Genomic DNA, 23,625 nt, shown 5'->3' on the forward strand with positions numbered 1-23,625 from the left:
TGGGATGGATTGACTCAGATGGAGCTGCACAAAAGTATAATATTCCAGAACTCACAGGCAACATTATGAATCTTAGAAGCAAAATCACCATTGATTTTGTTGTTGTTAGTTACAGTAATCAGGATGCTAATAAAATTGGTCCTTTTTTAAAAGAAAACTTTAATGATGTTGTTCCATTTGTGGTTCTTCCTGACCTTACCTATTCATATCTGGGATACAGTGTTACTCATATGGCGGGAATGCCTGCGCTTTCTGTGAATCAGCCAGATTTTTCAACAATTGATATTATTACGAAGAGAATATTTGATTTTCTAGCAACAGGTCTTGGTTTATTAATCATTTCACCGATTCTTTTGATTGTAGCTATTTTAATTAAATTAGAATCTAAAGGCCCTATATTTTACGGACAAGAAAGAGTTGGCTTAGACGGAGAAAAATTCAAAATGTGGAAATTTCGCTCTATGAGAATAGGTGCTGAATTTGAAAATGGAGATGCTCCTGGGTGGACGGTTAAGGGGGACGCGAGAATTACAAAGATTGGAAAGTTTATCCGATCTACTTCCATTGATGAATTGCCACAGCTTTGGAATGTTTTTGTTGGAGACATGAGTCTTGTTGGTCCAAGACCAGAGAGAGATTTCTTTGTTCAGAAGTTCAGAAATGAAATTCCTGCGTACATGTTAAGACACAAAATGAAAGCAGGCATCACAGGTTGGGCACAAATTAACGGATGGAGAGGTGATACTTCAATTCAAAAAAGAGTCGAATGCGATCTTTATTACATCAACAACTGGTCAATTTGGCTTGATATCAAAATTATATTTATGACTTTCGCCAAAGGCTTTATTAATAAGAATGCATATTAATTAGCTTTTTGATCCTTAGAAAAATACTGATGATGAACTCCTACGAGTATTGCCCAAGTAAATATAAGAATATGATTCACTTCGTTGTCAGAGAAATTACACTGAGTAAGTCCGCCTACATAAAAATAAATCTGAGCTCCAAGTGCGCCTAAGGTCAAAACCTGAAGTTTGCAAAGCTTTGATTGTCTAAATAACTTATAAGATAAAATCACAAAATAGATACAGAACCATAAAAAGGCAATTGTCCCGGGTACTCCAACACCACTCATGATGTTTAAAAGGTCATTATGAGCATGACCATCAAATCCATCGTTAATATTTAACTTTTGGTAATATTCGCCAAGTCTTGTTCTTCCTCTTTCGAGTCCAACACCAAGAATTGGATTGTCTTTAAACATTTCGAAATTTGATTTCCAAAGATTGATTCTTTCGGTATTGCTAGCCTGAGTTTTCATATCGAAAATACTCATGGCTCTTTTTTGAATGGTTGGTTCAAACATCATAGGTCCTGCAACCAAGAGAGAGAATATAAAAACGAGCCCTGCTTTCTTTCTATCCAATATAAAAGTAATAATCATTGTTGCTACAAAGAAAGCGATCCATGCACCTCTGGTGCTACTTGCGATGATGGCCCCGATTGTTGCTACAGTGGCGAAAATAGGTAAAAGGTAGTTTTTTTTCTCTTTCACTTGTAAGAGTAGGGCCGCAAAAGCATAAATCCCCACCATACCTATGCAGTATGCGTAGGTGAGCGGAACAGAATAAAAACCAGTTGCTCTATAGAAGTCTCCAATCGCACTCAGATGCGAGTTGCTTGGGCGGATGATATCAATACGAGTAAACATTTGAATCATGCCGTAAATTCCAACCAGGATTGTAGCGATCATCATAGTTTTAAAATGTTTTTCTATATTGAGGGTAAAATATTTTTTTAACAAATATGAAAATGCGTACAACAAGAAAATCCAACGAACATTTCCAAGAGTATCATGAACTTGCGACCAACTTTGGAAAATAATATATGTAGCGACAAGAGACCATAAACCAAAAAATAAAATAGGAATATCTGGACCAATCTTCAGATCTTTGAAAGCATTTTTAAATCCGATTTTCTTAACATCAAAAAGAAAGTTAAAGAAAAACAAAAGCCAAATTGCATAGCCAAAAATTTCTTCACCTGCAGTGCTAGCTACAAAGCTCACTAAATAGAATGGAATTAACCAATAGAAAATCTTAGCCAAATAAATTACCCCAGGGATTTATGATAAAGAAAATCGAGAGGTTAGGCTATAATTTATTTTTAACTTCTAGAATACCACTTTTGATAAAAGTCCTTGTAGCATCCCGAAGTTACAGATGTGAGCCATTCCTTGTTAGATAGATACCAATCAATTGTGGACTTCAGGCCTGTGTCGAATCCAATTTCAGGTTTCCAACCCAGCTCCTTGTGAGCTTTGCTCGAATCAATAGCATATCTCTTGTCGTGGCCAGGACGATCTTTAACATATTCAATTAAAGACTCTGGTTTTCCGAGTAATTGCAAAAGCTCTTTTACGATTTTGATATTTTCCCACTCGTTGTCGGATCCGAAGTTATAAACTTCGCCTGAGATCCCTTTTGTCGCGGCCATCCAAATGCCTTTAGAATGATCGAGCACATGGATCCAGTCTCTGACATTCTTACCATCTCCATAGACAGGAAGCTTCTGGTTGTTGCTAGCTCTGTGGATCATTAGTGGAATTAATTTCTCAGGAAACTGATAAGCCCCATAGTTATTCGAACAACGAGTTGTAATCGTATCAAAGCCAAATGTGTGTTGATAAGAACGCACTAAAAGATCTGAGGAAGCTTTTGAAGATGAGTAAGGGCTATTTGGTGCTAGCGGAGTTTCTTCAGTGAATTTTCCCGTTGAACCTAGCGAGCCATAAACCTCATCCGTTGAAACTTGAACGAATCTGATTTTAGGAGAAGTTTTTCTAACTGATTCTAAAAGATTAAAAGTACCGAAAATATTTGTCTGGATAAACTCTTTTGGCCCTGTAATAGATCTATCGACGTGACTTTCCGCTGCGAAGTTAATCACCATGTCAGTTTTAGCAATCAAATCATCAGTAATGCTAGAGTCGCAAATATCACCTTTTACGAAAGTATGGCGATCTGAATTCAGAAGATCTTTGATATTTTCTAAGTTTCCAGAATATGTGAGAGCATCTAGATTTGTGATGTGAATGTTTTTATCAAACTTATGAAGCCATTTTACAAAGTTGGACCCAATAAATCCTGCTCCACCAGTTACTAGTAGTTTCATAGATACTCCTATCAATTCTATATATTTGATCAGCATAGACCTTCTATTTCATAGAACTAGATCCCTCAAGAAATAGCTTTAAGGCGCGCCGCAATAAGTAATAATATAAAATACGAAGCATTTCCTAGGGGAAATGAAGAATTCTTAAGGATTAGATTTTAATTTATTTATAATCTTAAAGATTTTTCGTGGCGGATTCATCGCAAAATATCTTAAAGAGAACAATAATCTTTGAGCAGAGCTTGTGTTTTTTGAAGAAGCGGGATGCCCTTTTCCATTGATAGCACGACCTCGTCTCCCATACTGGGGAAGTTGATAATATTCCTCAGGAGATTTTTTCCATTTCTCAAATTTACTGGCAAATTTATCTTTTACAAAAAATAAATTGTCCCCACCATTAGTGCAATGAATGAGTGAATAACCAAACTGTTCACACAGTTTGTTGAAAGATGCAAAAGAAGCGCCAAAGTAGTCGTCACCACTCCAAACAAATGAAGGATCATAATTAATTTTAAACTCAGTATTTGGTCCATAACTGCTATTGAATTCCACACAGATAATTTGAGGTATATAGTTTTCCAGAATTTTTTCTAGAACATAATAATCATTTCCATCTATATCAACGCATAAAAATCCTAAATTTTTAGGAACATTCCCATTTTTAAAAAGATCAAGTATGTTTTCTTGAGTTATAAAAGAATTTTTTGTGATTATACTTTCACTATCTTTATATTTTTCTAAAAGCTTAGGGGCAAGAGAGGATGAGGCCTCAATTAGAAAAGCTTTCCAATCGTGATTTTCAATTAAATTTCTAGTGAAAGAATGGTTAGAGCCATCACCAGCTCCAAACTCAACGCAAAATTTAATAAGATCTGATTGGCCTATTTTAGTAATGATATATGCTATTAAACCTTCTTCCACAATTCCATTCACAGGAGACAGTTTTTTTTCATATTTACTTAACGGTAATGTTTTATGAAAAAATAGCACTATTGAATACCCCTCCAGATAAAATGGTAAATATCAGAATATCTCCAGTACAACAACGTTTTAGTTGAAGAGCAAGTTAAGGTCGAAAATGAATATCGAAAAGCTTCTCTTCCGGGCGAAGTGAGCATAGGAAGTTTTCGTGCATCAGCGTTAATCCTATTTAAAAGTCTTAGTTTTTCATATGATCATATGAATTTTATTGAAAAATAGTGTAAAAAATGAGATTTTATATAAAATTTCACTTGATTGTAGGAAGCGCTATGAATGCTAAAACTGTTAAACTTGGCAAATTTATCCGTGAGCAACGAGAGTCCAGGGGAATCTCTCAAACTGATCTGGCCCATCTTTCTGGGACTAGCTTGAATTTTATTAGCCAATTGGAAAATGGGAAGGAAAGCGTTCGAATCTCCAAAGTGTTAGATATTTTGAGTTCTCTGGGGATAAAAATAAAGCTTTCTCTTGGGAAAAATGAAATTGAATTATGAGTAGTAAAAACATCAATGAAATTGTGATTCAAAAGAACAATATCAGGGCCGGTGTCTTGCGTAGAACCAAAGATGGCGCAGAGTTTGTTTACGATCAAGAATATTTTTCTTCCAAAGATTCTGAGGCGGTTTCATTTGGTTTACCTAAATCCCAATTTGTCCACGCAGTTCAAGGAGAAAACCTTCATCCTTATTTTGCGGGACTGTTGCCAGAAGGTTTAAGGCTTAAGGCTATTACCGAGAAACTTAAAACCTCTCCCAGTGATTACTTTTCTATCTTTGCTGAAGTCGGTTTTGATTGCATTGGAGATGTCACGGTTCAAAAAGACACTCCTAAATTAGAATTTATACGCAAATGGGCTGATGTGGATTTTTATGAATATTTTTTTGAGACTCTAAAGAGCGATTACTTAGAAAATACAGCATTTGCCGGCGTTCAAGAAAAAATTTCTGCATCAATGATCAGTCTACCAATAAAAGGTTCTTCTAGAAATAAATCTTATATTTTAAAATTAAATTCTAAAGATAAACCCAGATTGATCTATAACGAATATTATTGCTTAGAACTGGCAAAAAAATGTGGTTTGAAAGTGAACAAGACAAGGCTCATACCAGACAAAAATAAAAATCATGGATTATTGGTCGAAAGATTTGATCGTTTGTATAATATAGATCAGAAAAAATTAACTAAAATTCATCAAGAAGATGCTTGTCAGTTTTTAAATCAATATCCCGCAAACAAATACAGGTTGTCTTTCCGCGAGATACTGGAGCAGATGAATATCTTGTGCACCTCTCCAAAAATTGAAATACTCAAGGCCATTGAGCAATATATTTTTTCATATTTGATTTGTAACGGAGATATGCACGCAAAAAATATCAGTATCATGGTTGATCCGAAAGATAAAACCATAGTGTTGACTCCGGCCTATGATCTCATCTCCACTCTGGTTTATGGTGACGAAAATATGGCTTTAAAAATAGATGGAAAAGATAAAAAGCTAAATCGTAAAATTTTTGTTAGTTTTGCTGAGGCATTTGACATTCCGAGTATAGCTATAGAATCAAAGATTGAGGCTCTCCTAAAAAATGTTTCTAAAAATAAAGGTATTTTGAAAAAAATTGGCTTTGAAGAAAAAAAAGAAATTTATCTGTTTAAAAATATCAATGAAAGATTGAAATCCTTAAGTTAAAGAATAAGATATACAAGAGAGTAGGGAGCATTTATGAAAAAAAGAGTGGCAGTTATTTTTGGTGGAAAATCAGCGGAACACGAGATCTCTCTGATGTCGGCAAAAAATGTGGTGAATGCGCTTGATCCAAAAAAATACGAAGCGATTCTTATCGGTATTAGTCCTGAGGGTCATTGGAAATATCTCAAAGAAGCTCAAACTCTTCTGAACTCTGGCAAATTGACAAAATTTTTAGACACGCAAAAAAACACGAAAGAAGTTTCCGTAGTTCCTGGTCAAGAGAGTGGGTCTTTGACAACGGTAGATGAAACATTCAAGATCGATGTGGTTTTTCCAGTTCTTCATGGTCCTTTTGGTGAAGATGGAACAGTTCAAGGGATGTTGAAGCTTTTAAACATTCCCTACGTCGGCCCCGATGTTTTAGCGTCGAGTGTTTCTATGGATAAAGACGTAATGAAAAAACTTTTGCGAGATTCAAAAATTCCTGTGGCTCGCTGGGCCTGCTTCAGAAGGCACGAAGCTAAAGATTTTCCTTACTCAAAAATTTCACAAGAACTTGGGACGACGGTATTCTTAAAACCGGCGAATATGGGTTCATCGATCGGCGTTCACAAAGTGACAAGCGAAGCGGAATACAAAGTTGCAATCGACGATGCCTTCCAATACGACAATAAAGTTTTAGTCGAAGAACAAATCAAAGGCCGTGAAATCGAATGTTCGGTTCTTGGAAATGAATATCCAAAAGCTTCACTTCCGGGTGAAGTGATCGTGACATCAAAAGACGGTTGGTATTCTTATGACGCAAAATATGTGGACGAGAAGGGTGCTGATACGAAAATCCCTGCGGATCTGCCACAACACATGATTGAAAAAATTCAAAAGACAGCCGTGGAAACTTTCAAAGCCTTGGGGTGCGAAGGCATGTCTCGCGTGGATATGTTTGTTTGTCCAGATGAAAAAATCTACATCAACGAAATCAACACCATCCCCGGATTTACCAACATCAGTATGTACCCAAAGATGTGGGAAGCCACAGGTCTAAAATATTCTGATCTCATCGACACTTTGATTGACCTTGCCATTCAAAGATTCCAAAGAGACCAAAAATTAAAAATCCTTAAGGATTAGCAGTTCTGCCAAGAATCATAACGCGTATGCGACACATAAAGGTGCAGGGCACCTTTATTGTAGGCGTTTAATCTGAGCCGACAGGGTTGAAATTTGGGATTTTAGTTCTTCGATTCGGGCTTTGTCTTTTTCGATGACTTCTGGGGGTGCGTTTTTAACGAATTTATCGTTTCTGAGTCTGCCTTCAGTTGATCCTAATTCTTTTGATGATTTTTCAATTAACTTTTCAATTCTTGAAATCTCAGCTGCGAAATCGATCAAGCCTTCAAGTGGAATGACCACTTCAACCTTATGATCTTGTTTCTGGCCTGATGTTTTTTGAACCAAAGACACCGCGCACTTCGCAAAGTCTTTTACAAGTGCGATATCGCATTGATCAAGACCTGCTAAGCGAATGACCGCGGATTTATTTTCTTCTAGAATTTTTTGTACTTTTTCATCGCCTGGAGAAAGTTTTACGTTCATCTTTACACCTGGCTTGATCAAGTTTTCGCCGCGGATGTTTCTGATCGCTGTGATGACATCTTTTAAAAGTTCAAATTCAAAGTGAGCATCCTTATTTCCAATCGATAACCATTCTTCGTCGTTGTGCTTTGTTGGATAAGCGTCAACAGTCACGGAGGCTGATTTGATTGGTAGTTTTTGGAAAATTTCTTCTGTAATAAACGGAACGAACGGATGAAGTAATCTCATAATTCTATTGAGAGTTACTGCAAGAACCATTTGGGTGCCTTTTTTATCTTGAGAATCATTTCCATAAAGAATTGGTTTTGTGTACTCCACATACCAGTCACAAAAATCATTCCAAACGAATTGGTAAAGCGCTGTCGTTGCATCCGAGAATCTGTAATTCTCTAGTGCATCTTGAACTTCAGCTTCCACTTCGCCTAGACGGAAAGTCAGCCACTTGTCTGCAAGATTGAGAGCTGATTTCTCAGGGACGATCTGTTTTGTTTCTTTAAAGTCAGAAAGATTTGAAAGCGAAAATCTCGTCGCGTTCCAAATTTTATTCATAAAGTTTCTGTAACCTTCTAAGCGTTGTTCGGAGAATTTAATATCTTTTCCAGATGAGATCAGAGACAGCAGCGTGTATCTCAAAGAATCGGCACCATGCTTTTCGATGATATCGAGAGGATCCACTGTGTTGCCTACAGACTTGGACATTTTTTTGCCGTTGGCATCTCTTACGATACCATTAATATAAACCTTTCTGAAAGGTACATCGCCCACAAAATAAAGTCCCATCATTACCATTCTCGCAACCCAGAAGAAAATAATATCATGACCAGTCACAAGAACTGTTGTTGGGTAAAAAGTTTTTAAGCTTTCAGTCTCTTTTGGCCAACCCAATGTTGAAAACGGCCAAAGTGCGGATGAGAACCAAGTGTCTAACACGTCAGTGTCTTGATGAATTTTTTTAGATTTGCAGTGAGAGCACTCTGTTGGATCTTTGAGTTCCACGGTGATCTTTTGGCAATTGTCACAGTGCCAAGCTGGAATTCTGTGTCCCCACCAAAGCTGTCTTGAAATACACCAGTCTTCAATATTCTCCATCCAGTGAAGATAGGTCTTGGACCAGCTTTCCGGTTCAAAAGTGATTGCGCCACTCTTGACGACATTCTTTGCAGGCTCTGCTAATTTTTTAATGGCTACGTACCATTGATTGGAAAGATAAGGCTCAATGATAACACCTGATCTTGAGCAGATGGGTACTGTCAATTTGTGTGGTTGTTCTTTGGCGATAAGTTCTTGAGCTGCTAAATCCTCTAAGATTTTCTTTCTCGCGTTTTGAACTTTCAATCCTTTGTATGGACCCGCGTTTTCATTTAGAGTTCCATCGGGATTTAAGATATTGATGAATTGTAAGTTGTGTCTCTTTCCAATCTCATAATCATTGAAATCATGAGCAGGAGTTATCTTCACAACTCCGGATCCAAAATCTTGATCTACGTAATCGTCAGAAATGATTTTAATTTTTCTTCCCAATAATGGCAGAACTACATTCTTTCCAATATATTTTTTGTATCTTTCGTCGTCAGGATGAACGCAAACTGCGGTATCTCCAAGAAGTGTCTCGGGTCTTGTTGTTGCAATCACTAAGAACTCATTCGTGCCTTCGATCTGATATTTCAAATGCCAAAGAGTTCCGTTTCTTTCTTCGTTTTCAACTTCGAGATCAGAAACTGCCGTTTCCAGGTGAGTATCCCAGTTCACAAGGCGTTGGCCGCGATAGATCAATCCGTCTTTGTGTAACTTCACAAAAACTTCTCTTACCGCTTGAGACAAACCTTCGTCCAACGTAAATCGTGTTCTATCCCAGTCCACTGAATCGCCCATGTACTTCATTTGCCCTAAAATTCTTGAGCCGTACTTGTCTTTCCAATCCCAAACTTTTTCTAAGAATTGTTCGCGAGTAAGATCTTTTCTTTTTACATCTTGTTTGAGAAGTTCTTTTTCAACTACCATTTGCGTAGCTATACCTGCGTGATCAGTTCCTGGTAACCAAAGGGCATTGAAACCGCTCATTCTCTTCCAGCGAGTAAGAACATCTTGAATTGTATGATTGAGGGCATGTCCGATGTGCAATGTGCCTGTCACATTGGGCGGGGGAATGACGATGGAGTAAGGTGGTTTAGTCGAAACGTCGGCGGCTTTAAAGTAATTATTTTTTAGCCAAAACTCGTAGTTTTTAGATTCAACTTCTTTATGATTATAACGATCTGATAATGTTTCTGACATATGCATTCCCTGGGGTAACTTTTTTAACTGTGATGCTCTAACTATTTTTAGTCAGTAAAAGTTATACCAAGACAGGGAATAAGACAAGAATTCGGGTTTATTTCTTATTTTTCGGTGGATTTACGATCTCGATGCGTTCGCCCACGGATGTCAGATTGAGGGCGTGCATTTCGTTATTGTTGATCATTTCTGCTTCCTCGATGTGTTCTATGCCCGTAAACAAGTTGGTGGGTAGCTTTGATTGTTCTTTATTGGCCAAAGCAGTTATGGAAACAAAAAGCACTCCTAGAATGCCTACAGAGAACAGACGGAAAAAACCTTCATTTGACAACATACGTACCTCTTGGGATCAATGCCCTCTAAATTATCTAAATGGTTTCTATTGCAAGGAGAAGGCCAAGTTATCTGCTTGAATACAATGGGTTTTAAGGGTCTGAAAGATGCCCTTTTTGGGTTAACTGTTAAGTAAAAATTTCTAAAATGAATCGGCGGTATCAATTTTTGATTAAATTACTGATAACTAAGTCTTCGGTGTAATAGCCTTCGTGACCCGAGCTTTCAAATATATGAAAAGAATTTTCTATGTTCAGCTTTGCGGCAGTCCACTCAAGTAAATGGACAGGTAAGAATGTGTCGTATCGACCCGCGTAATAGTGAATCGGAATTTTATATTCAGATATGTTCTCTTTAACTCTCTCTAAATCAATAGGATTTGGTTGAAATGTTGGACGATTTTCGAGCGGCATTATAAAAAGCCTTCCAAATCGGCATTCAGAAAATATTATATTCTCCGATACCTTTGTGCAGCCATCATAAAAAAATCGGCCAGGAATGAGTTCGTTATATGTTATCAAATTCAAGGCGGCCATTTGGTTTTTTTTATTGAATCTTAAAACGTAGGTGTGCGCAAAATTTTTAAAAAAAGCATCTAATTCTTTAAAATTTTTTGCTTCAATGAATTCGGATATTTTAAATAGCTTCTCATGTATTATGGGCCACATATTATGAAAACCTATCATCAAGAATAAACCATCAAAAATATTCTGTCCGCAGAGTTTATTTTTTAAAACTCCTTCGATTTCAATGCATAAGTTTTTATAGAAAATTCGTCCCTCTTCGTTTCCGGAATGAACGATGGTATCTATGATCTCCCCAATGGTTTTTGAGGAAACTTTAGGGTTGTGGTAGCTTAAGAGATCATTGGTTAATTCTTTGAGACGGGTTTCTCTAGCATCGAGAAAATCCTCTGTTTTTTCTGAGAAACCAAAACCATGAATATGAGCCGAATCGATAGAGTTTGGAAACATCTCAAGATATCTAAAAGAGGTTAGGCCCCCAAAGCTCTGGCCATAGACTTTCCACTTTTTTCTTCCAAATAATTTTTTTCGAATAGCCTCGGCATCTCTAACGATAGACTCTGAACCATATTTCTTAAAAATTTCTATATTTTCATCTGTGGGCTCTAAAAATGGTGTAGAGCAACCCGTTCCTCTCTGATCCATAAGAATTAAATTTTCATTATCCAGCTTTTTAATTTTACTGAATATGGGTATGCCAGCAACGCTCGATATTGTTGGTCCACCATTTATAAATACAATTGGTATTTTACCTTGAACTAGAACTTGATCTTTAAAGTAGTAATAAACCTCAATTTTTTCTGATGTCTCTGGATGTTCCCAATCGAATGGGACCTGTATTTTGTCATATTTCCAATTGCTGTCGAGATTTTGAATTCTTTGTTTACATTCTTCGGTGGAAGCGGCGAAAGAGAATACCTTATACAAAAAAACAGTTACGAGTAAAAAAATAAATAATATTTTTCCCACAAACCCTCTCTGTATGCCTAGTATGGCCTTTACGGCAAGATTGTCGAGAGAGGTTAATTTGTCAAATACTTAAACATATATTATTTATATATGATCATGATGTATGTAATAATTATGAAATAGTATTTGTTTTTAAGATCATAAGTCTTGTTTGGCTAAAGTGAAATGCAAACTTCGGTTCCTTGATATGGTAAAGAGTTAACGTCAATTTTTCCGCCGATGGATTCGATGTATTTCTTTGCGTGAGAAAGGCCTAAGCCCGATCCGCCAATCTTAAAGGACCTCCAATAAATTTGGGACATTAAAGATAATGGAATTCCTTTGCCATTATCCTTAACCGTGATTTTGGTAACTCCGCGGGCATTTACGAGAGAAACTTTGATTTTCCCTGTTTTACCCTCATAAGCTTCGACGGAATTATTGATGAGATTAGAAATGATTCTTTTCATTTCTATAGGATTAAGTAGGCTCGTTACATCTGAGTTTGTGCTGTTCTCAAATTTAAATTCGAATCTTGGAAATGTAGCTTTTTTTTCATTTAGGATTTCTTGAATTGCGGAAGCGATGTGGACTTCTTTTGCTTGACGGTTTTCTTGCAAAATTCCGTCTGCGATATCTTGTAATCTTTGAGCCACTGACATTATAAGTTTTCTTTTTTTGTCGTCGAATTCGCCGGAGGATTCTAAAACAGCCATTAGGGCAAATACTGGAGAGCGGATGTCGTGAGCGATTTGTACTACATTATCTAATAAGCGTCTTTCACGTAACATAACTGTCTCCTTTGTGTTTTGCCGTAAGGCTTAACTCCAGTCCGCTGCTGGGATGTTTTGAATATAAATCCGATACCCGGACTTTCGATAGGTTTAGTAATTTAATTATTAATATAAAAGTTAGCAAATATGCTAATATATGGGTTCTATGAAGATATATGAGTTCTCAGACTATAAAGCCTACGTAAATCAGCGCGTGGAGAACATGCCGAACAAAGGGCGTGGCCAATTTCGGAAGTTCGCAGAACTCCTTTCGGTGAACTCTGTGGTGGTCAGCCAAATTTTTAAAGGCGCCCGGGAACTGAGTTTAGAGCAAGCCAATATTCTTTCTAATTATTTTGGTATGGGGGAGCTGGAGAAAGAATATTTTTTCCTGCTCGTTCAAAAAGGCAGAACTTCTAATCATGAACTCACTAAGTATTACGATCAGAAATTAAAAAAGATCGCAATTGAAATGCAAGACGTAAAAAATATCGTAACGAACGAAAGGCTTTCAGAAGAAACACAATCCTTGTTCTATTCGAATTGGTACTACAGCGCGATTAGGCTTTCTACTTTAATTCCTGGAAATGAAAATGCAGATAAGATCGCGGCCCATCTCAGTCTTCCGATTCATGTCGTACAGAAAGTGATGACGTTTCTTTTGAATCACAAACTTGCTGTGGAAGAAAAAGGTAAAATTAAAATTGGTCCTCAAAGAACTCATATCGAAGCTTCATCGCCTTTTGTGAATCGTCATCATATCAACTGGAGATTAAAAGGCATTGAGCACATGGATAATCTTCACCCAGATGAACTTTTTTATACAAGCCCGATGACGTTATCGGCAAAGTCGATGAATGAAATTAAAAAGATGCTGCTTAAGCTAGTGGTGGATATGTCAGAAGAAGTAAAGCTCGCAAAAGACGAGAAGATCGCTTGTCTCAACATCGACTTCTTCGAGCTCGATAAATAATTTACAAATAAATTTAGCTATATGCCGGAATTCCCGTGATATGTTCGCCTAAAATAAGTCGATGAATGTCTTCGGTTCCTTCGTAGGTGTTTACGCTTTCTAAATTTGCCATGTGACGGCCGCATTGGTACTCATCGGTGATGCCTGCCGCGCCTAAAATATCGCGTGTGGTTCTTGCGATATCGAGGGCAAGTCTTACGTTATTCATTTTGGCCATGGAGATTTGTTGGGGGATTGCCGTCCCTTGATCCATTAATTTTCCAAGTTGGTAACATAATAATTGTGCCTTAGTGATTTCTGTAAACATGTAAACAAGTTTGGCTTGAACCAGTTGAAAGCTTGCGATGGGCTTATCAAATTGAATTCTGGTTTTTGCGTAATTGAGCGCTTCATTGTAACAAGCCATCGCCGAACCAATGGCTCCCCAAGAAATTCCGTAACGTGCTTGATTCAAACAACTCAAAGGACCTTTTAATCCCACCACATTCAGTGCTTGAGATTTAGAAATTTTTACGTCTTCAAAAATTAATTCTGAAGTGACAGATGCTCTTAATGAGAACTTATTAATGATATCTTTGGTTTTGAAACCTGGAGAATCTTTATCCACAATCAGACCGATAACTTTTCCGTCATCGTTTTTTGCCCACACGATGGCAAGATCAGCAATACTACCGTTAGTGATCCACATCTTCGTTCCACTCAATATGTAGTGGTCGCCTTTATCTTTTGCTCTCGTAATCATGCCTGATGGATTTGATCCGAAGTCAGGTTCTGTTAAACCAAAACAACCAATCATTTCTCCCTTGGCCATTTTCGGTAAGTACTTGTTTTTTTGTTCATCGGTTCCGAATTTATAAATTGGATACATGCAAAGTCCGCCTTGCACCGATACAAAAGATCTCAAGCCAGAATCGCCACGCTCTATTTCTTGCATGATCAATCCATAGCTCGTGTAGTTGAGTCCAGCACAACCGTAGCCTTCGATGGTTGGACCAAAAACTCCTAAGTTCGCGAAACCAGGTATAAGTTGTTTTGGAAAAGTTCCTTCGCGATGATTTTTTTCTATGATCGGCATAACTTCTTTTGTGACAAAACTTCTAACCGAATCTCTAACCATCTTCTCATCCAAACTGAGCAGGGGATCAATCTGGTAAAAATCTGGCGCTGCGAAATTTTTCATAAAACCTTTTCCTTTTTAAAAAAACCTGTGTCACTCTTATAGAGGTGCATGGATGCTTCCTTAGGGGATGGGGCGATTAAAGAGGGGGGAGACACGGACGTCTTTCCTGCCTATTTCCTACCTACTAAAAATCCCTATAATCTTTCGATCACAATCGCAATACCTTGACCGCCACCAATACAAGCGCTACCAACTCCGAATTTTTTATTTCTTCTCTCTAACTCATACATCAAATGATTCATGATTCTAGTTCCGCTCGCTCCGAGTGGATGTCCTACAGCGATGGCTCCGCCGTTTACGTTTGTGATTTCAGGATTGAATTTCAATTCTTTTTGTACGGATAAGAATTGTGCTCCGAAGGCTTCGTTCACTTCTATGAGATCCATTTGCTCTAATTTCATGTTTGCTTTTTTAAGCGCATTTTGAATTGCGTAGACTGGTCCGATTCCCATGATTTTTGGATCGCAGCCCACTGATGCGTAAGAAACAATCCTAGCCATAGGCTTTAGATTTCTTCTTTTTGCTTCGTCTTCAGACATTAGAATACTTGCACAGGCTCCGTCCACGATTCCCGAAGCCGTTCCTGCGGTGACCGTTCCTTCTTTTTTGAAGAGAGGTTTAAGTTTTTGTAAGCCTTCGATTGTTGTTTCGGGTCTTGGGTGTTCATCTTTAGTGACAACAACGTTTCCTTTAGGGTTTACGATTGTCACGGGAGAAATTTCTGCATCGAAATATTTTTTATCAAACGCTGCTTTATATTTTTTCTGAGAAGAGAGTGCGAATTGGTCAACATCATCTCTTGAGATTTTATATTGTTCAGCTAAATTTTCCGCAGTGATCGCCATTGGAGTTCCGGTGTAAGAATCAGTTAAGGCAGCAGTTAGATAATCTTCCACCTCGCCTTGACCCATTCTGTAGCCCCATCTAGCTCCGCGAAGGATGTAGGGAATTTGGGACATCTGTTCTACTCCGCCCGCGAGGACAACTTCAGATTCTCCTGTTTGAATCATCTGCACAGCATTTATCCACGATTGAAATCCGCTACCACATAAGCGGTTAACGCCAAGGGCTCCGCGATTCATTGGGATTCCAGCTTTGAGTCCAATGTGTCTTGGAAGATAGATGGCATCTTTTGCAGCTTGTACTACTGTGCCCATTACAATGTGATCAATTTCATCTGGGGATATTTTGGCTTGCTCCATTGCTGCTTTTGATGCAGCAACTCCTAGATCTGTAGCTGATACGTCTTTTAAAGATCCACCAAATGCACCAAACGGTGTGCGTTTCCCTGATACTACAACTATCGATTTCATAAAATTCTCCTGTATTTATAAAGTTACTGCGGTACAATTGTAAATGCAAATGCTAAGAGCAAAGGTTAAGAGCAACAACAGAAACATCCGGCGGTGAAGCATGAACATTTTGATTATTGGAAATGGTGGACGCGAAGCTGCAATTGCAAAAGAGCTCACGCACTCTAAGAAAGTGAAAGACCTGCACATGTTGCCGGTGAATCAAGCTTTCAGCTCTAAAATTAAAACTCATGATATTTCGCCTGACGATCACGATAAAATTTTAAAATTTGTAAAAGACAACAAGATTGATCTTGTTGTGATTGGACCTGAAAAACCTTTGGTGGATGGGCTCTCCGATTTTCTTCGCTCAAATGAAGTAAATGTTTTTGGACCTTCACAAAAAGGCGCCATGCTAGAAGGATCAAAAATATTCTGCAAAGAATTTTTAGACTCTGCGGGAGTTCCCACAGCAAAGAGCATTCAGGTTTTTTCTGATGATGATATTTTAGAGAAATCTAAAACATTCTCTGCTCCTTGGGTGGTGAAGGCCGACGGTTTGGCTGGGGGAAAAGGCGTTTATATTTGCGAGAATGAAGAAGAATTAAAACTTTCAGGGAAAGATTTATTCGTAGATAAAAAATTAGGAGAGACGAGAGTTTTCTTAGAAGAATATATTTCTGGAAAAGAATTAAGTTATTTGATCGTAACCAACGGAAGAATATCTGAGCCTTTACCACTTGCTCAGGATCACAAAAGAATTTTTGATCAAGATCAAGGCCCCAACACAGGCGGAATGGGCGCGGTGGCTCCTTTAAAAATTCCTGATGATCTTTCAAAAAAAATCCAAGTGGAAATTGTTGATAGAACATTAAAGCAGCTTCAAAAAGACAATATCGATTATCGCGGAGTGATTTATTTCGGAGTGATGGTAAAAGACAATCAACCTTACGTTCTAGAAATCAACGCAAGATTTGGTGACCCTGAAACGCAAGTGACCATGCCTTTACTTGATGGTGACTGGGCTGATGTATTCTGGAGCATCTCTCAAGGTACCGTAAATAAATTAAAATGGAAAAAATTGTACGCTACGGCAATTGTCATGGCAGCTCCAGGCTATCCTGAAGATCCAGAGAAAAACGTTTTCATTAACGGTAATATCTTCGACGAAAAAATAGGTGCCTACTACATTTGCGCCGGCGTAAAACAAAACCCGCATGCGCAATGGGTAACCAACGGCGGCAGAGTATTGAACGCCGTAGGAATTGCCGAGACTGCAAAAAAATCCATCGAAGTAGCTTATGGCTATGCCGAAAAAATAAATTGGCGAGGAATTTTAAAAAGATCCGACATTGGTCAAAAAGTCTTAAAGAAAAACGATTTCATCTTCTAAAGGTGAGCCGCACCTTTTCCACAGATCTGTGTCAATTGACGCAAATGTTTGGAAAAGGTGCGGCTCACCTTTTACCATGCCCATTGGACTTGGACGAGGCTGAGGTCTTCGGTTTCGTTTGTGGTATGGACGAGGTTTAATTTGTAAGCTTCAAAATCTTCTGTGATTTCGAATTGCGCGTCTCCGCTGTCGTATGTCGCTGATGCATTTACAAATCCTGTGTACTGAAGTTTTGCTTTTGTTTGAATTGGATCTACTTTTACTTTGAATTTATGTTTTACAGATGTTGGGTCTGTAGGATCGCCGCCGATTGCCATTTCTGTATTGAGGCCGTCTTTAAGGCTATCTGCTGTTTGACCTAGAGATGAGCTCTTTACTGCGTCACTCTTTAAAGCTGATTTTAGAGCTTTATCGAAGACCATTTTTCCTACTGTACTATTCGATGCCCCAACAGGAATATCTGTCGGAATAACAGCAGCTACGGATTCTTGAGTGATCGTAGGTTCTGGCGCTACGGGCATCACTTGATAGATATCCAACATCTTTTGCTCTGAAGGAATTGCGGCAAAACTATTGATCGAAAATAGGATCAATAGGACTAAGATAATAAAGATGGCTTTTAAATCTGCTCTCATGCAGGTATATAAAGCAACCGCCGTACCAGGCTTATGTCCTGCAGGCTTCCATGTTGATTTTTAGATCAAAAATAAACCAGAAATGTCTATGGAGTTTGCGAGTGACATAGCTGTAATGCCAATTTTTGCTCAAAACAAAAAACGTCTCATTGTGAGACGTTTTAAATCATCCTATTCGATTATAATTCTCAGCCGTATGACGCAGATCTGTGGAAAAGGTGCGGCTCACCTTTAGGCTTCTGGGGCTAGGCCTTTCTTTTTGATTTTTTCTACTAGGGTTGTGCGGTTTAGTTTTAAGAGTTGAGCCGCTTGGTTTCTGTTCCAGTTTGTTCTTTCTAAGGCTCTGATGATCAATGCGTTTTCGTAAGCATCAACGGCAGAGTTGAAATCGATTCCACTGTCTGGAATTTCGAGATCTTGGGAGTTCTGAACGTACTTTCTTTGTTGGTATTTTTCTGGAAGGTCAAAGGGTTGGACGATACCTTGTCCTTTGAGAATCGCAATTCTTTCTACTAAGTTTTCTAACTCTCTGACGTTACCTGGCCAGTTGTAGCTATATAGCATCTCCATGGCTTCAGGAGAAATACCCGTGATATTTTTGCCTTTTGAAGCATTAAAGTGCGAAATGAAGTGGTGGAGAAGGAGGGCGATATCGCTATGTCTTTCTCTTAAAGGCGGAATCTGGATCGGAATCACATTCAATCTGTAGAATAAATCTTCTCTGAATCTTCCGTCTTCTACTGCTTTTTCTAAATCAATGTTTGTAGCTGCAATAATTCTTACGTCCACTTCCATAGTTTTGGTTGAACCCACAGGTTCGAATTGTCTTTCTTGAATCACTCTTAAGAGTTTCACTTGCAAAGTTGGGCTCATTTCGCCAATTTCATCGAGGAAGATCGTTCCCTCATGCGCCAATTCAAATCGCCCCACGCGATTTGCAATGGCTCCCGTGAACGCCCCCTTCATATGACCAAATAATTCACTCTCTAATAAATCTCCTGGAATTGCACCGCAGTTCACAGGAATCAATCTTTTGTTAGCACGATGAGAATTATAGTGTACAGCTTTTGCGACAAGTTCTTTTCCAGTTCCGCTTTCTCCTTTGACGAGGACCGTGGAATCTGAAGTTGAAACTTTCTCGATCATCTCCATCACTCTTGTGATGCCGTCCGATGATCCTACTATATTATCAAATTTATATTTTTGTTTTAATTGGCTTTTAAGAATCTTGTTCTCTTGCTCCAATTGGTGATGCTCGAAAGCTTTATCCACTAAACCTATAAGCTCTTCGATGTTGAAGGGCTTAGTCAGGAAGTGGAATGCGCCTTGTTTGGTCGCCTCGATTGCTGACTCGATAGTTGCAAATCCTGTCAGGACAATAAATTGACAGTTTGGATTTGTTTTTTTGATGTGTGCTAGTAACTCTAAGCCATTGCCATCTGGAAGTTGTAAATCAACCAGCGCCAAATCAAAATTCTGATTGCTACTAGCAAACTGAATCGCCTCGGCTTTTGTCTGTGCGGTGATGACTTGGTAGTTTTTTCTTGTGAGTAATCTGAAAAGTGCAGTTCTTAAACTTGAATCATCGTCGATGACTAGAATCTTTCTGTTACCACGATTTTCCTCATTGCGTTCTTGCATTGAGTTTTCCCCTTCCAATAGGTTTCTACGCACTCCATCTTGGAGTCGTTAGACATTAAACTTTCACTTCAACTTATTCCTGGATGTACCCACAACTGATGTCTACTATTAGGATAAGTAAAACGTTTGGCGCTGTCAATTTTTGACGTCAAATTTTTGTTATAGAAGTTTAAAACTGGACGGTTTAGTTTTTAGGAAAAGTGATTCTTGCGCGTGTCTTTTTTTCAAAAACTTGAGTGAGTTCAATATCTCCCGCGTGTTCTTGCAAAATTTGATACGAAGTTGTGAGACCTAGTCCTCGGTGCTGCTCAGGATTTTTTGTTGTAAAAAATGGAGTGAAGACTTTGAGTTGCTCATTTTTTCCTAGACCAATTCCGTTATCTAATATGTCTAAGAAGAAAGAGCTTGAATCATTCGACAACTCGACCTCAATCAAGGGGTTAAAAGTTTTTTCAATTTTTTGTCTCTCAGATATTGAGTCTAAAGAGTTTTGCATAATGTTCACCAGACTCTGCGTGAGTGGGTTTTCGTGTCCTTCTATAATATCTGTTTTTACCTTAGAAGAGAATTTGATTTCAATACCGAGAGGCTTTGTTTTGATCTGAATAATTCGAATGGCCTTGTTGATAAGATCTTGTAGGTGAAGAGATTCTTTTTTTGTATTTGATTTTCTAGAGAAGCTCAATAAATTCTGGATGATTTCTTTGCATCTCAAGGCACTCTTTTCCATTTCTTCTAAATCATCGAAAAGAGGTTTATTGTTGTCGGTAACAACATCTTGTTTGAGCATTTGAATAAAGGTAATGAGTCCAGCCAAGGGATTGTTTAATTCGTGAGCAATGCTGCCGCCGATCAGTCCTAGTTCTGCGATCTTTGACGACTCAAGAATTTGTCGCTCTGTCTTTTTCTGTTTGGTGAGGTCTCTATATATATTGATATAAATATTTTCACCTAAATCTGATTTCATTTTTTGACTGTCAACCTCAAATAATTTTTCTTGGTTGTTTGCGGGATTCACTCTATCAGTACTTGTGCGAAGAGAAAATTTTTCGCCCAACTCATGTTGATGTTCAGCTTTATGAAGCTCGGTAGGGAATTGTTTTTTATAGGCAGCATTGTGTTGAACAATTTCAAAATTAGAGCGAATAAGGGCCACGGGTTCGGTGATTGCATCAAAAGTGGATTGCCATTGTTTTCTCAAGAAATCAGATTGCTCTCTCTGAATTAATCTATCCATCGCAAGTGAAATGGCGTCAGACATCTGTCGTAAGAATTGAATTTCTTCTTTATTAAATTTCGCCGAAGATTTGGAATCGCTTTCTCGAGCAAAAATTATTTTTCCCAGGTTTCTTTTTTCTAAAACAAGATCATGCTCAAAAACGGCGTAGTTCTTGAGTGTTTTCTTTGCATCATTAGTAACGCTAGTTTGAGATTGAAAAAGAATTCTGACCCAAGAGATATTTAATGGCTCATTCAGGGATTTTAAAAGGGTTCGTTCCATTTCAGAAATGGACTCAGATTTCTGAATAGCGACGAGTGCCACAAGAATGGATCCGTAGTACTTGCTCGTCTGTAAGAGTTTTTCTTTGGACTCGAGCAGTCCTTGTTGTCTGATCACAATGCGATCTTCAAGATCTTTTTTTATGACCTGAAGCTTTTCGTTCTGTTCAGTTAGAATTTTTAAAAGCTCATTGTTCTGGGCTTTAAGATTGTATTCTTCTAAAGATTCTTGAATTGTTCTGAATAAGAATTTTTCGTCAAAGCTGGAAATGATTTTAAATACAGAAAACTTATTGCTGATCTGCTGTACACCTTGTGCCTGATTGAATCCTTGATTTTCATCAGAAATGAAAATGATTTGTGTATCTGTATTTTTATTTTTTATAACCTGAACTATTTCAAGCGCTTGGTTTGAAGATAGAGCACTTTGGCTGAGCGTGATGGATTGATAATTATGATTCTGGATTGCGTGCTTTACATCTTCAAAGCTATACGCGGTATCCGCACCGAGAGTGTTCTCGCGTGAAATTCTTTTATCAAAAATAAGAACACTCGATTTGAACATTTAAGACTTTTTATCCAAGATCATTTCGAAAGCTTTACCGAAGCGATTCCAGGTTTCTTCTTTACTCGCACCTTCACGTTCTTCTGTGCAAACAACACCGAGTTGATGTTCGAGAAGTCCATACTGACCCAGGCTTCCCGGAGTCGGGTAGCCAATGTCTGCTTCCAAAGGATATCCTGAAACTTCTGCAAAGGCTTCGGCAACTGTTTTTGCCTGATCACCGGTATAAACAACCAGCGGCTTCCAGGAGTGGCAGTGAATGATCATATGAGGCTTGTATTTTTCTATAAGCTCAATCACGCATTGGGTTTCGATTTCACTCGCGGGACTTTCGCCAGGATAGTAGCGCGGTTGCTTGTGTTCTGTAGACCAATCTTTTGAGGGAAAGTTGCGATTTAGATCCACTCCGTTGCCATTCACTCGTTCATTTTTTGATAAACCGTCGGGATTTAAACACGGAATCGCGATCCAAGGTTTGAGATTGTGTCCTTTAAGCGACACTGCTTCTTTGGCCCACTTTATGAATGATTCGACGAGATAAACACCTTCAGGCTCATCTCCGTGGACTCCACCAATAATCAAGAATGGTTTTTCATTCTCAAAATTTAAATTTTGAGAGGAGGAATAAAGCTGAATATGTCTATCGTGCGCTGTTTTTTTCCATTTCAAATTTTCATACATAGAGGTATAGTATGCTTTGTTTTACTAAACTTGATAAATGATTTTATTATGATTTCATTAAAAACCCAGCATGGAAAAAATTATGGCCGACAAAACTAAGCTTAGCGTTATTATTTTAGCAGCCGGACAGGGGACTCGAATGAAGTCGCCACTTCCAAAGGTGCTGCATCCAATTGCAGGCACGCCAATGATTGCGCGAGTCATCAATGCGGCTAAGTCTTTTAAACCCGCGGAAATTCGAGTGGTTGTTGGACATGGGAAGACTCTAGTTGAGCAAGTGATCATTCCGATGGGTGTATCGACTCACGAGCAAAAAGAAAGAAAGGGAACGGCGCACGCGGTTATGGCTGCCGATTGTGAAACTCTTTCTGGTAGCGTGTTGATCCTCAATGGAGACCATCCGTTGATTCGATCAGAAGATATTAATAAAGCATTAACGGAATTCAACGATTTGAAGGCCGATGTTGCGGTTTTGACGTGCGTACTTAAAAAACCAAAAGAATTTGGTAGGGTCATCAGACAAGGCGGAAATGTTCAGGCTATCGTAGAGGTCAAAGATGCTTCTAACGATACATTGAAAATCAATGAAATCAATACAGGTGCTTACATTGTCAGAGCAGAAATCTTGAAAGAATTTCTTCCGCAAATTAAACCCAACAATAAACAAAATGAATTCTATCTCACAGATTTAGTAGCTCTTTGTGTTGAGAACCGGAAAAAAGTTTTAGGCGTCCAGGTGAGCCAAAGATTTGCCTTTGGTATCAATGATCAAGTGCAACTCGCTAAAGCTACAAGCATCGTGAATAGCGATAAGATCAAAGATCTTATGGTGAATGGTGTGATCTTTATAAAACCTGAAACCTGCTATGTAGAAGACGAGGTGAGAGTTGGTACGGGCGTAGTAATTTATCCAAATGCCTTTATCAAAGGATTCACAGACATCGGTGACTTCACGGTGATTGAACCGAACTGTTTTATTCTGAGTTCAAAAATTGGAAGTGGCGTACAAATCAAAATGGGATCTCATCTTGAAAAGGTAGTGATCCATGACAAATCAGAAATCGGTCCCTACGCAAGACTTCGTCCTGAGACAGAAATTGGTGCGGGCGCTAAAGTTGGAAATTTTGTTGAAATGAAAAAAGTAAAATTTGGCGAAGGATCTAAGGCGAGTCACTTGGCTTACCTAGGCGATGCAAAGATTGGTAAGGACGTAAATATCGGTTGCGGAACAATCACATGTAACTATGCTGTCGATAAAAAGAAATATGAAACAATCATAGGCGATGGAGTTTTTGTGGGAAGTGATTCTCAGTTTGTGGCGCCAGTCACAATAGGTGCGGGTGCCATTATAGGATCTGGCTCTACAATCACAAAAGATGTTCCTGCGGATGCACTTGGGGTTGCGAGAGCAAAACAAGCCAACGTTGAGAACTACGCTAAAAGACTAAAAAAATAATTTAGGCGAAAAAGGAAAGTAA

The 23,625-nt window shown here is 38.4% G+C and carries 20 protein-coding genes; 7 read left to right on the forward strand and 13 right to left on the reverse strand.

Going from position 1 to position 23,625, the window contains the following annotated elements:
• Positions 1 to 866: exopolysaccharide biosynthesis polyprenyl glycosylphosphotransferase (locus tag V4596_01265; GenBank protein ID MES2767747.1), on the forward strand; the 866-nt coding region annotated here is incomplete at its 5' end.
• On the opposite strand, the gene V4596_01270 is transcribed toward V4596_01265, so the two are convergent.
• The 3 genes from V4596_01270 to V4596_01280 all read right to left on the reverse strand — a co-directional run bounded on the left by V4596_01270 (position 863) and on the right by V4596_01280 (position 4,164).
• Entirely contained in the window at positions 863 to 2,107 is a 1,245-nt protein-coding gene (locus V4596_01270; protein MES2767748.1) for an O-antigen ligase family protein, read from the reverse strand. The two genes, V4596_01265 and V4596_01270, sit on opposite strands and share 4 nt — an antisense overlap.
• Before the next feature lie 59 nt (positions 2,108 to 2,166).
• Positions 2,167 to 3,174: a dTDP-glucose 4,6-dehydratase gene (gene rfbB / locus V4596_01275; protein MES2767749.1), complete on the reverse strand. Its 1,008-nt coding sequence runs from the start codon at positions 3,172 to 3,174 to the stop codon at positions 2,167 to 2,169.
• A gap of 144 nt (positions 3,175 to 3,318) precedes the next feature.
• Complete coding sequence (locus V4596_01280) at positions 3,319 to 4,164, reverse strand: hypothetical protein (GenBank protein MES2767750.1); 846 nt, start codon at positions 4,162 to 4,164, stop codon at positions 3,319 to 3,321.
• Between the two features lie 260 nt (positions 4,165 to 4,424).
• Here V4596_01280 and V4596_01285 point away from each other — a divergent pair, with 260 nt between their 5' ends.
• From V4596_01285 to ddlA, 3 genes are read left to right on the forward strand one after another with little or no spacing between them, the layout of a single operon-like run.
• Positions 4,425 to 4,649, forward strand: coding sequence for a type II toxin-antitoxin system Y4mF family antitoxin (locus tag V4596_01285; GenBank protein MES2767751.1), 225 nt, complete (start codon positions 4,425 to 4,427; stop codon positions 4,647 to 4,649).
• Positions 4,646 to 5,842 carry a HipA domain-containing protein gene (locus V4596_01290; protein ID MES2767752.1) on the forward strand — a complete coding sequence of 399 codons (1,197 nt, stop codon included), beginning with the start codon at positions 4,646 to 4,648 and terminating at the stop codon, positions 5,840 to 5,842. Before V4596_01285 ends, V4596_01290 begins: the two co-directional genes overlap by 4 nt.
• A 33-nt stretch (positions 5,843 to 5,875) precedes the next feature.
• Entirely contained in the window at positions 5,876 to 6,970 is a 1,095-nt protein-coding gene (ddlA, locus tag V4596_01295; protein MES2767753.1) for a D-alanine--D-alanine ligase, read from the forward strand.
• A 54-nt stretch (positions 6,971 to 7,024) separates the two neighbouring features.
• Here the strand turns inward: ddlA and V4596_01300 are convergent, their stop codons facing one another.
• The 4 genes from V4596_01300 to V4596_01315 all read right to left on the reverse strand — a co-directional run bounded on the left by V4596_01300 (position 7,025) and on the right by V4596_01315 (position 12,305).
• Positions 7,025 to 9,709 (reverse strand): valine--tRNA ligase, encoded by a 2,685-nt coding sequence (locus V4596_01300; protein ID MES2767754.1) that lies wholly within the window; start codon positions 9,707 to 9,709, stop codon positions 7,025 to 7,027.
• Between the two features lie 97 nt (positions 9,710 to 9,806).
• Positions 9,807 to 10,043, reverse strand: a complete 237-nt coding sequence (locus V4596_01305) for a hypothetical protein (protein MES2767755.1) — start codon at positions 10,041 to 10,043, stop codon at positions 9,807 to 9,809.
• Between the two features lie 160 nt (positions 10,044 to 10,203).
• Complete coding sequence (locus V4596_01310) at positions 10,204 to 11,535, reverse strand: alpha/beta fold hydrolase (GenBank protein ID MES2767756.1); 1,332 nt, start codon at positions 11,533 to 11,535, stop codon at positions 10,204 to 10,206.
• A gap of 155 nt (positions 11,536 to 11,690) precedes the next feature.
• Positions 11,691 to 12,305 (reverse strand): HAMP domain-containing sensor histidine kinase, encoded by a 615-nt coding sequence (locus V4596_01315; GenBank protein MES2767757.1) that lies wholly within the window; start codon positions 12,303 to 12,305, stop codon positions 11,691 to 11,693.
• A 148-nt stretch (positions 12,306 to 12,453) separates the two neighbouring features.
• Between V4596_01315 and V4596_01320 the strand changes: the two genes are divergently transcribed.
• Positions 12,454 to 13,260: a TIGR02147 family protein gene (locus V4596_01320; protein ID MES2767758.1), complete on the forward strand. Its 807-nt coding sequence runs from the start codon at positions 12,454 to 12,456 to the stop codon at positions 13,258 to 13,260.
• A 13-nt stretch (positions 13,261 to 13,273) separates the two neighbouring features.
• On the opposite strand, the gene V4596_01325 is transcribed toward V4596_01320, so the two are convergent.
• Both V4596_01325 and V4596_01330 read right to left on the reverse strand, forming a co-directional pair.
• Positions 13,274 to 14,440, reverse strand: coding sequence for an acyl-CoA dehydrogenase family protein (locus V4596_01325; protein MES2767759.1), 1,167 nt, complete (start codon positions 14,438 to 14,440; stop codon positions 13,274 to 13,276).
• 134 nt (positions 14,441 to 14,574) lie between these two features.
• Complete coding sequence (locus V4596_01330) at positions 14,575 to 15,753, reverse strand: acetyl-CoA C-acetyltransferase (protein ID MES2767760.1); 1,179 nt, start codon at positions 15,751 to 15,753, stop codon at positions 14,575 to 14,577.
• 100 nt (positions 15,754 to 15,853) lie between these two features.
• On the opposite strand from V4596_01330, the gene purD reads away from it, so the two are divergent.
• Positions 15,854 to 17,125, forward strand: a complete 1,272-nt coding sequence (purD, locus tag V4596_01335) for a phosphoribosylamine--glycine ligase (GenBank protein ID MES2767761.1) — start codon at positions 15,854 to 15,856, stop codon at positions 17,123 to 17,125.
• A 71-nt stretch (positions 17,126 to 17,196) separates the two neighbouring features.
• Here purD and V4596_01340 read toward each other — a convergent pair whose 3' ends face one another.
• The 4 genes from V4596_01340 to V4596_01355 all read right to left on the reverse strand — a co-directional run bounded on the left by V4596_01340 (position 17,197) and on the right by V4596_01355 (position 22,147).
• Positions 17,197 to 17,760, reverse strand: coding sequence for a hypothetical protein (locus V4596_01340; GenBank protein MES2767762.1), 564 nt, complete (start codon positions 17,758 to 17,760; stop codon positions 17,197 to 17,199).
• 231 nt (positions 17,761 to 17,991) lie between these two features.
• Entirely contained in the window at positions 17,992 to 19,401 is a 1,410-nt protein-coding gene (locus tag V4596_01345; GenBank protein ID MES2767763.1) for a sigma-54 dependent transcriptional regulator, read from the reverse strand.
• 184 nt (positions 19,402 to 19,585) lie between these two features.
• Complete coding sequence (locus tag V4596_01350; GenBank protein ID MES2767764.1) at positions 19,586 to 21,466, reverse strand: HAMP domain-containing sensor histidine kinase; 1,881 nt, start codon at positions 21,464 to 21,466, stop codon at positions 19,586 to 19,588.
• The gene (locus tag V4596_01355) at positions 21,467 to 22,147 is read right to left on the reverse strand and encodes a DUF2817 domain-containing protein (GenBank protein ID MES2767765.1); all 681 of its coding nucleotides are present in this window, start codon (positions 22,145 to 22,147) and stop codon (positions 21,467 to 21,469) included. It abuts the gene before it with no gap.
• Between the two features lie 82 nt (positions 22,148 to 22,229).
• Here V4596_01355 and glmU point away from each other — a divergent pair, with 82 nt between their 5' ends.
• Positions 22,230 to 23,603, forward strand: a complete 1,374-nt coding sequence (gene glmU / locus V4596_01360; GenBank protein ID MES2767766.1) for a bifunctional UDP-N-acetylglucosamine diphosphorylase/glucosamine-1-phosphate N-acetyltransferase GlmU — start codon at positions 22,230 to 22,232, stop codon at positions 23,601 to 23,603.
• Positions 23,604 to 23,625: the final 22 nt, after the last annotated feature.

It is taken from the genome of Bdellovibrionota bacterium (assembly GCA_040386775.1).
In the GTDB taxonomy this organism is placed as follows: Bacteria; Bdellovibrionota; Bdellovibrionia; order Bdellovibrionales; family JAEYZS01; genus JAEYZS01.

Excerpts from the sequence above, each read along its gene's own strand:
- rfbB (MES2767749.1), bottom strand. The coding sequence starts at position 3,174 with ATGAAACTACTAGTAACTGGTGGAGCAGGATTTATTGGGTCCAACTTT.
- V4596_01285 (MES2767751.1), top strand. The coding sequence starts at position 4,425 with ATGAATGCTAAAACTGTTAAACTTGGCAAATTTATCCGTGAGCAACGA.
- V4596_01290 (MES2767752.1), top strand. The coding sequence starts at position 4,646 with ATGAGTAGTAAAAACATCAATGAAATTGTGATTCAAAAGAACAATATC.
- ddlA (MES2767753.1), top strand. The coding sequence starts at position 5,876 with ATGAAAAAAAGAGTGGCAGTTATTTTTGGTGGAAAATCAGCGGAACAC.
- V4596_01300 (MES2767754.1), bottom strand. The coding sequence starts at position 9,709 with ATGTCAGAAACATTATCAGATCGTTATAATCATAAAGAAGTTGAATCT.
- V4596_01305 (MES2767755.1), bottom strand. The coding sequence starts at position 10,043 with ATGTTGTCAAATGAAGGTTTTTTCCGTCTGTTCTCTGTAGGCATTCTA.
- V4596_01315 (MES2767757.1), bottom strand. The coding sequence starts at position 12,305 with ATGTTACGTGAAAGACGCTTATTAGATAATGTAGTACAAATCGCTCAC.
- V4596_01320 (MES2767758.1), top strand. The coding sequence starts at position 12,454 with ATGAAGATATATGAGTTCTCAGACTATAAAGCCTACGTAAATCAGCGC.
- V4596_01325 (MES2767759.1), bottom strand. The coding sequence starts at position 14,440 with ATGAAAAATTTCGCAGCGCCAGATTTTTACCAGATTGATCCCCTGCTC.
- V4596_01330 (MES2767760.1), bottom strand. The coding sequence starts at position 15,753 with ATGAAATCGATAGTTGTAGTATCAGGGAAACGCACACCGTTTGGTGCA.
- purD (MES2767761.1), top strand. The coding sequence starts at position 15,854 with ATGAACATTTTGATTATTGGAAATGGTGGACGCGAAGCTGCAATTGCA.
- V4596_01340 (MES2767762.1), bottom strand. The coding sequence starts at position 17,760 with ATGAGAGCAGATTTAAAAGCCATCTTTATTATCTTAGTCCTATTGATC.
- V4596_01345 (MES2767763.1), bottom strand. The coding sequence starts at position 19,401 with ATGCAAGAACGCAATGAGGAAAATCGTGGTAACAGAAAGATTCTAGTC.
- V4596_01350 (MES2767764.1), bottom strand. The coding sequence starts at position 21,466 with ATGTTCAAATCGAGTGTTCTTATTTTTGATAAAAGAATTTCACGCGAG.
- V4596_01355 (MES2767765.1), bottom strand. The coding sequence starts at position 22,147 with ATGTATGAAAATTTGAAATGGAAAAAAACAGCGCACGATAGACATATT.
- glmU (MES2767766.1), top strand. The coding sequence starts at position 22,230 with ATGGCCGACAAAACTAAGCTTAGCGTTATTATTTTAGCAGCCGGACAG.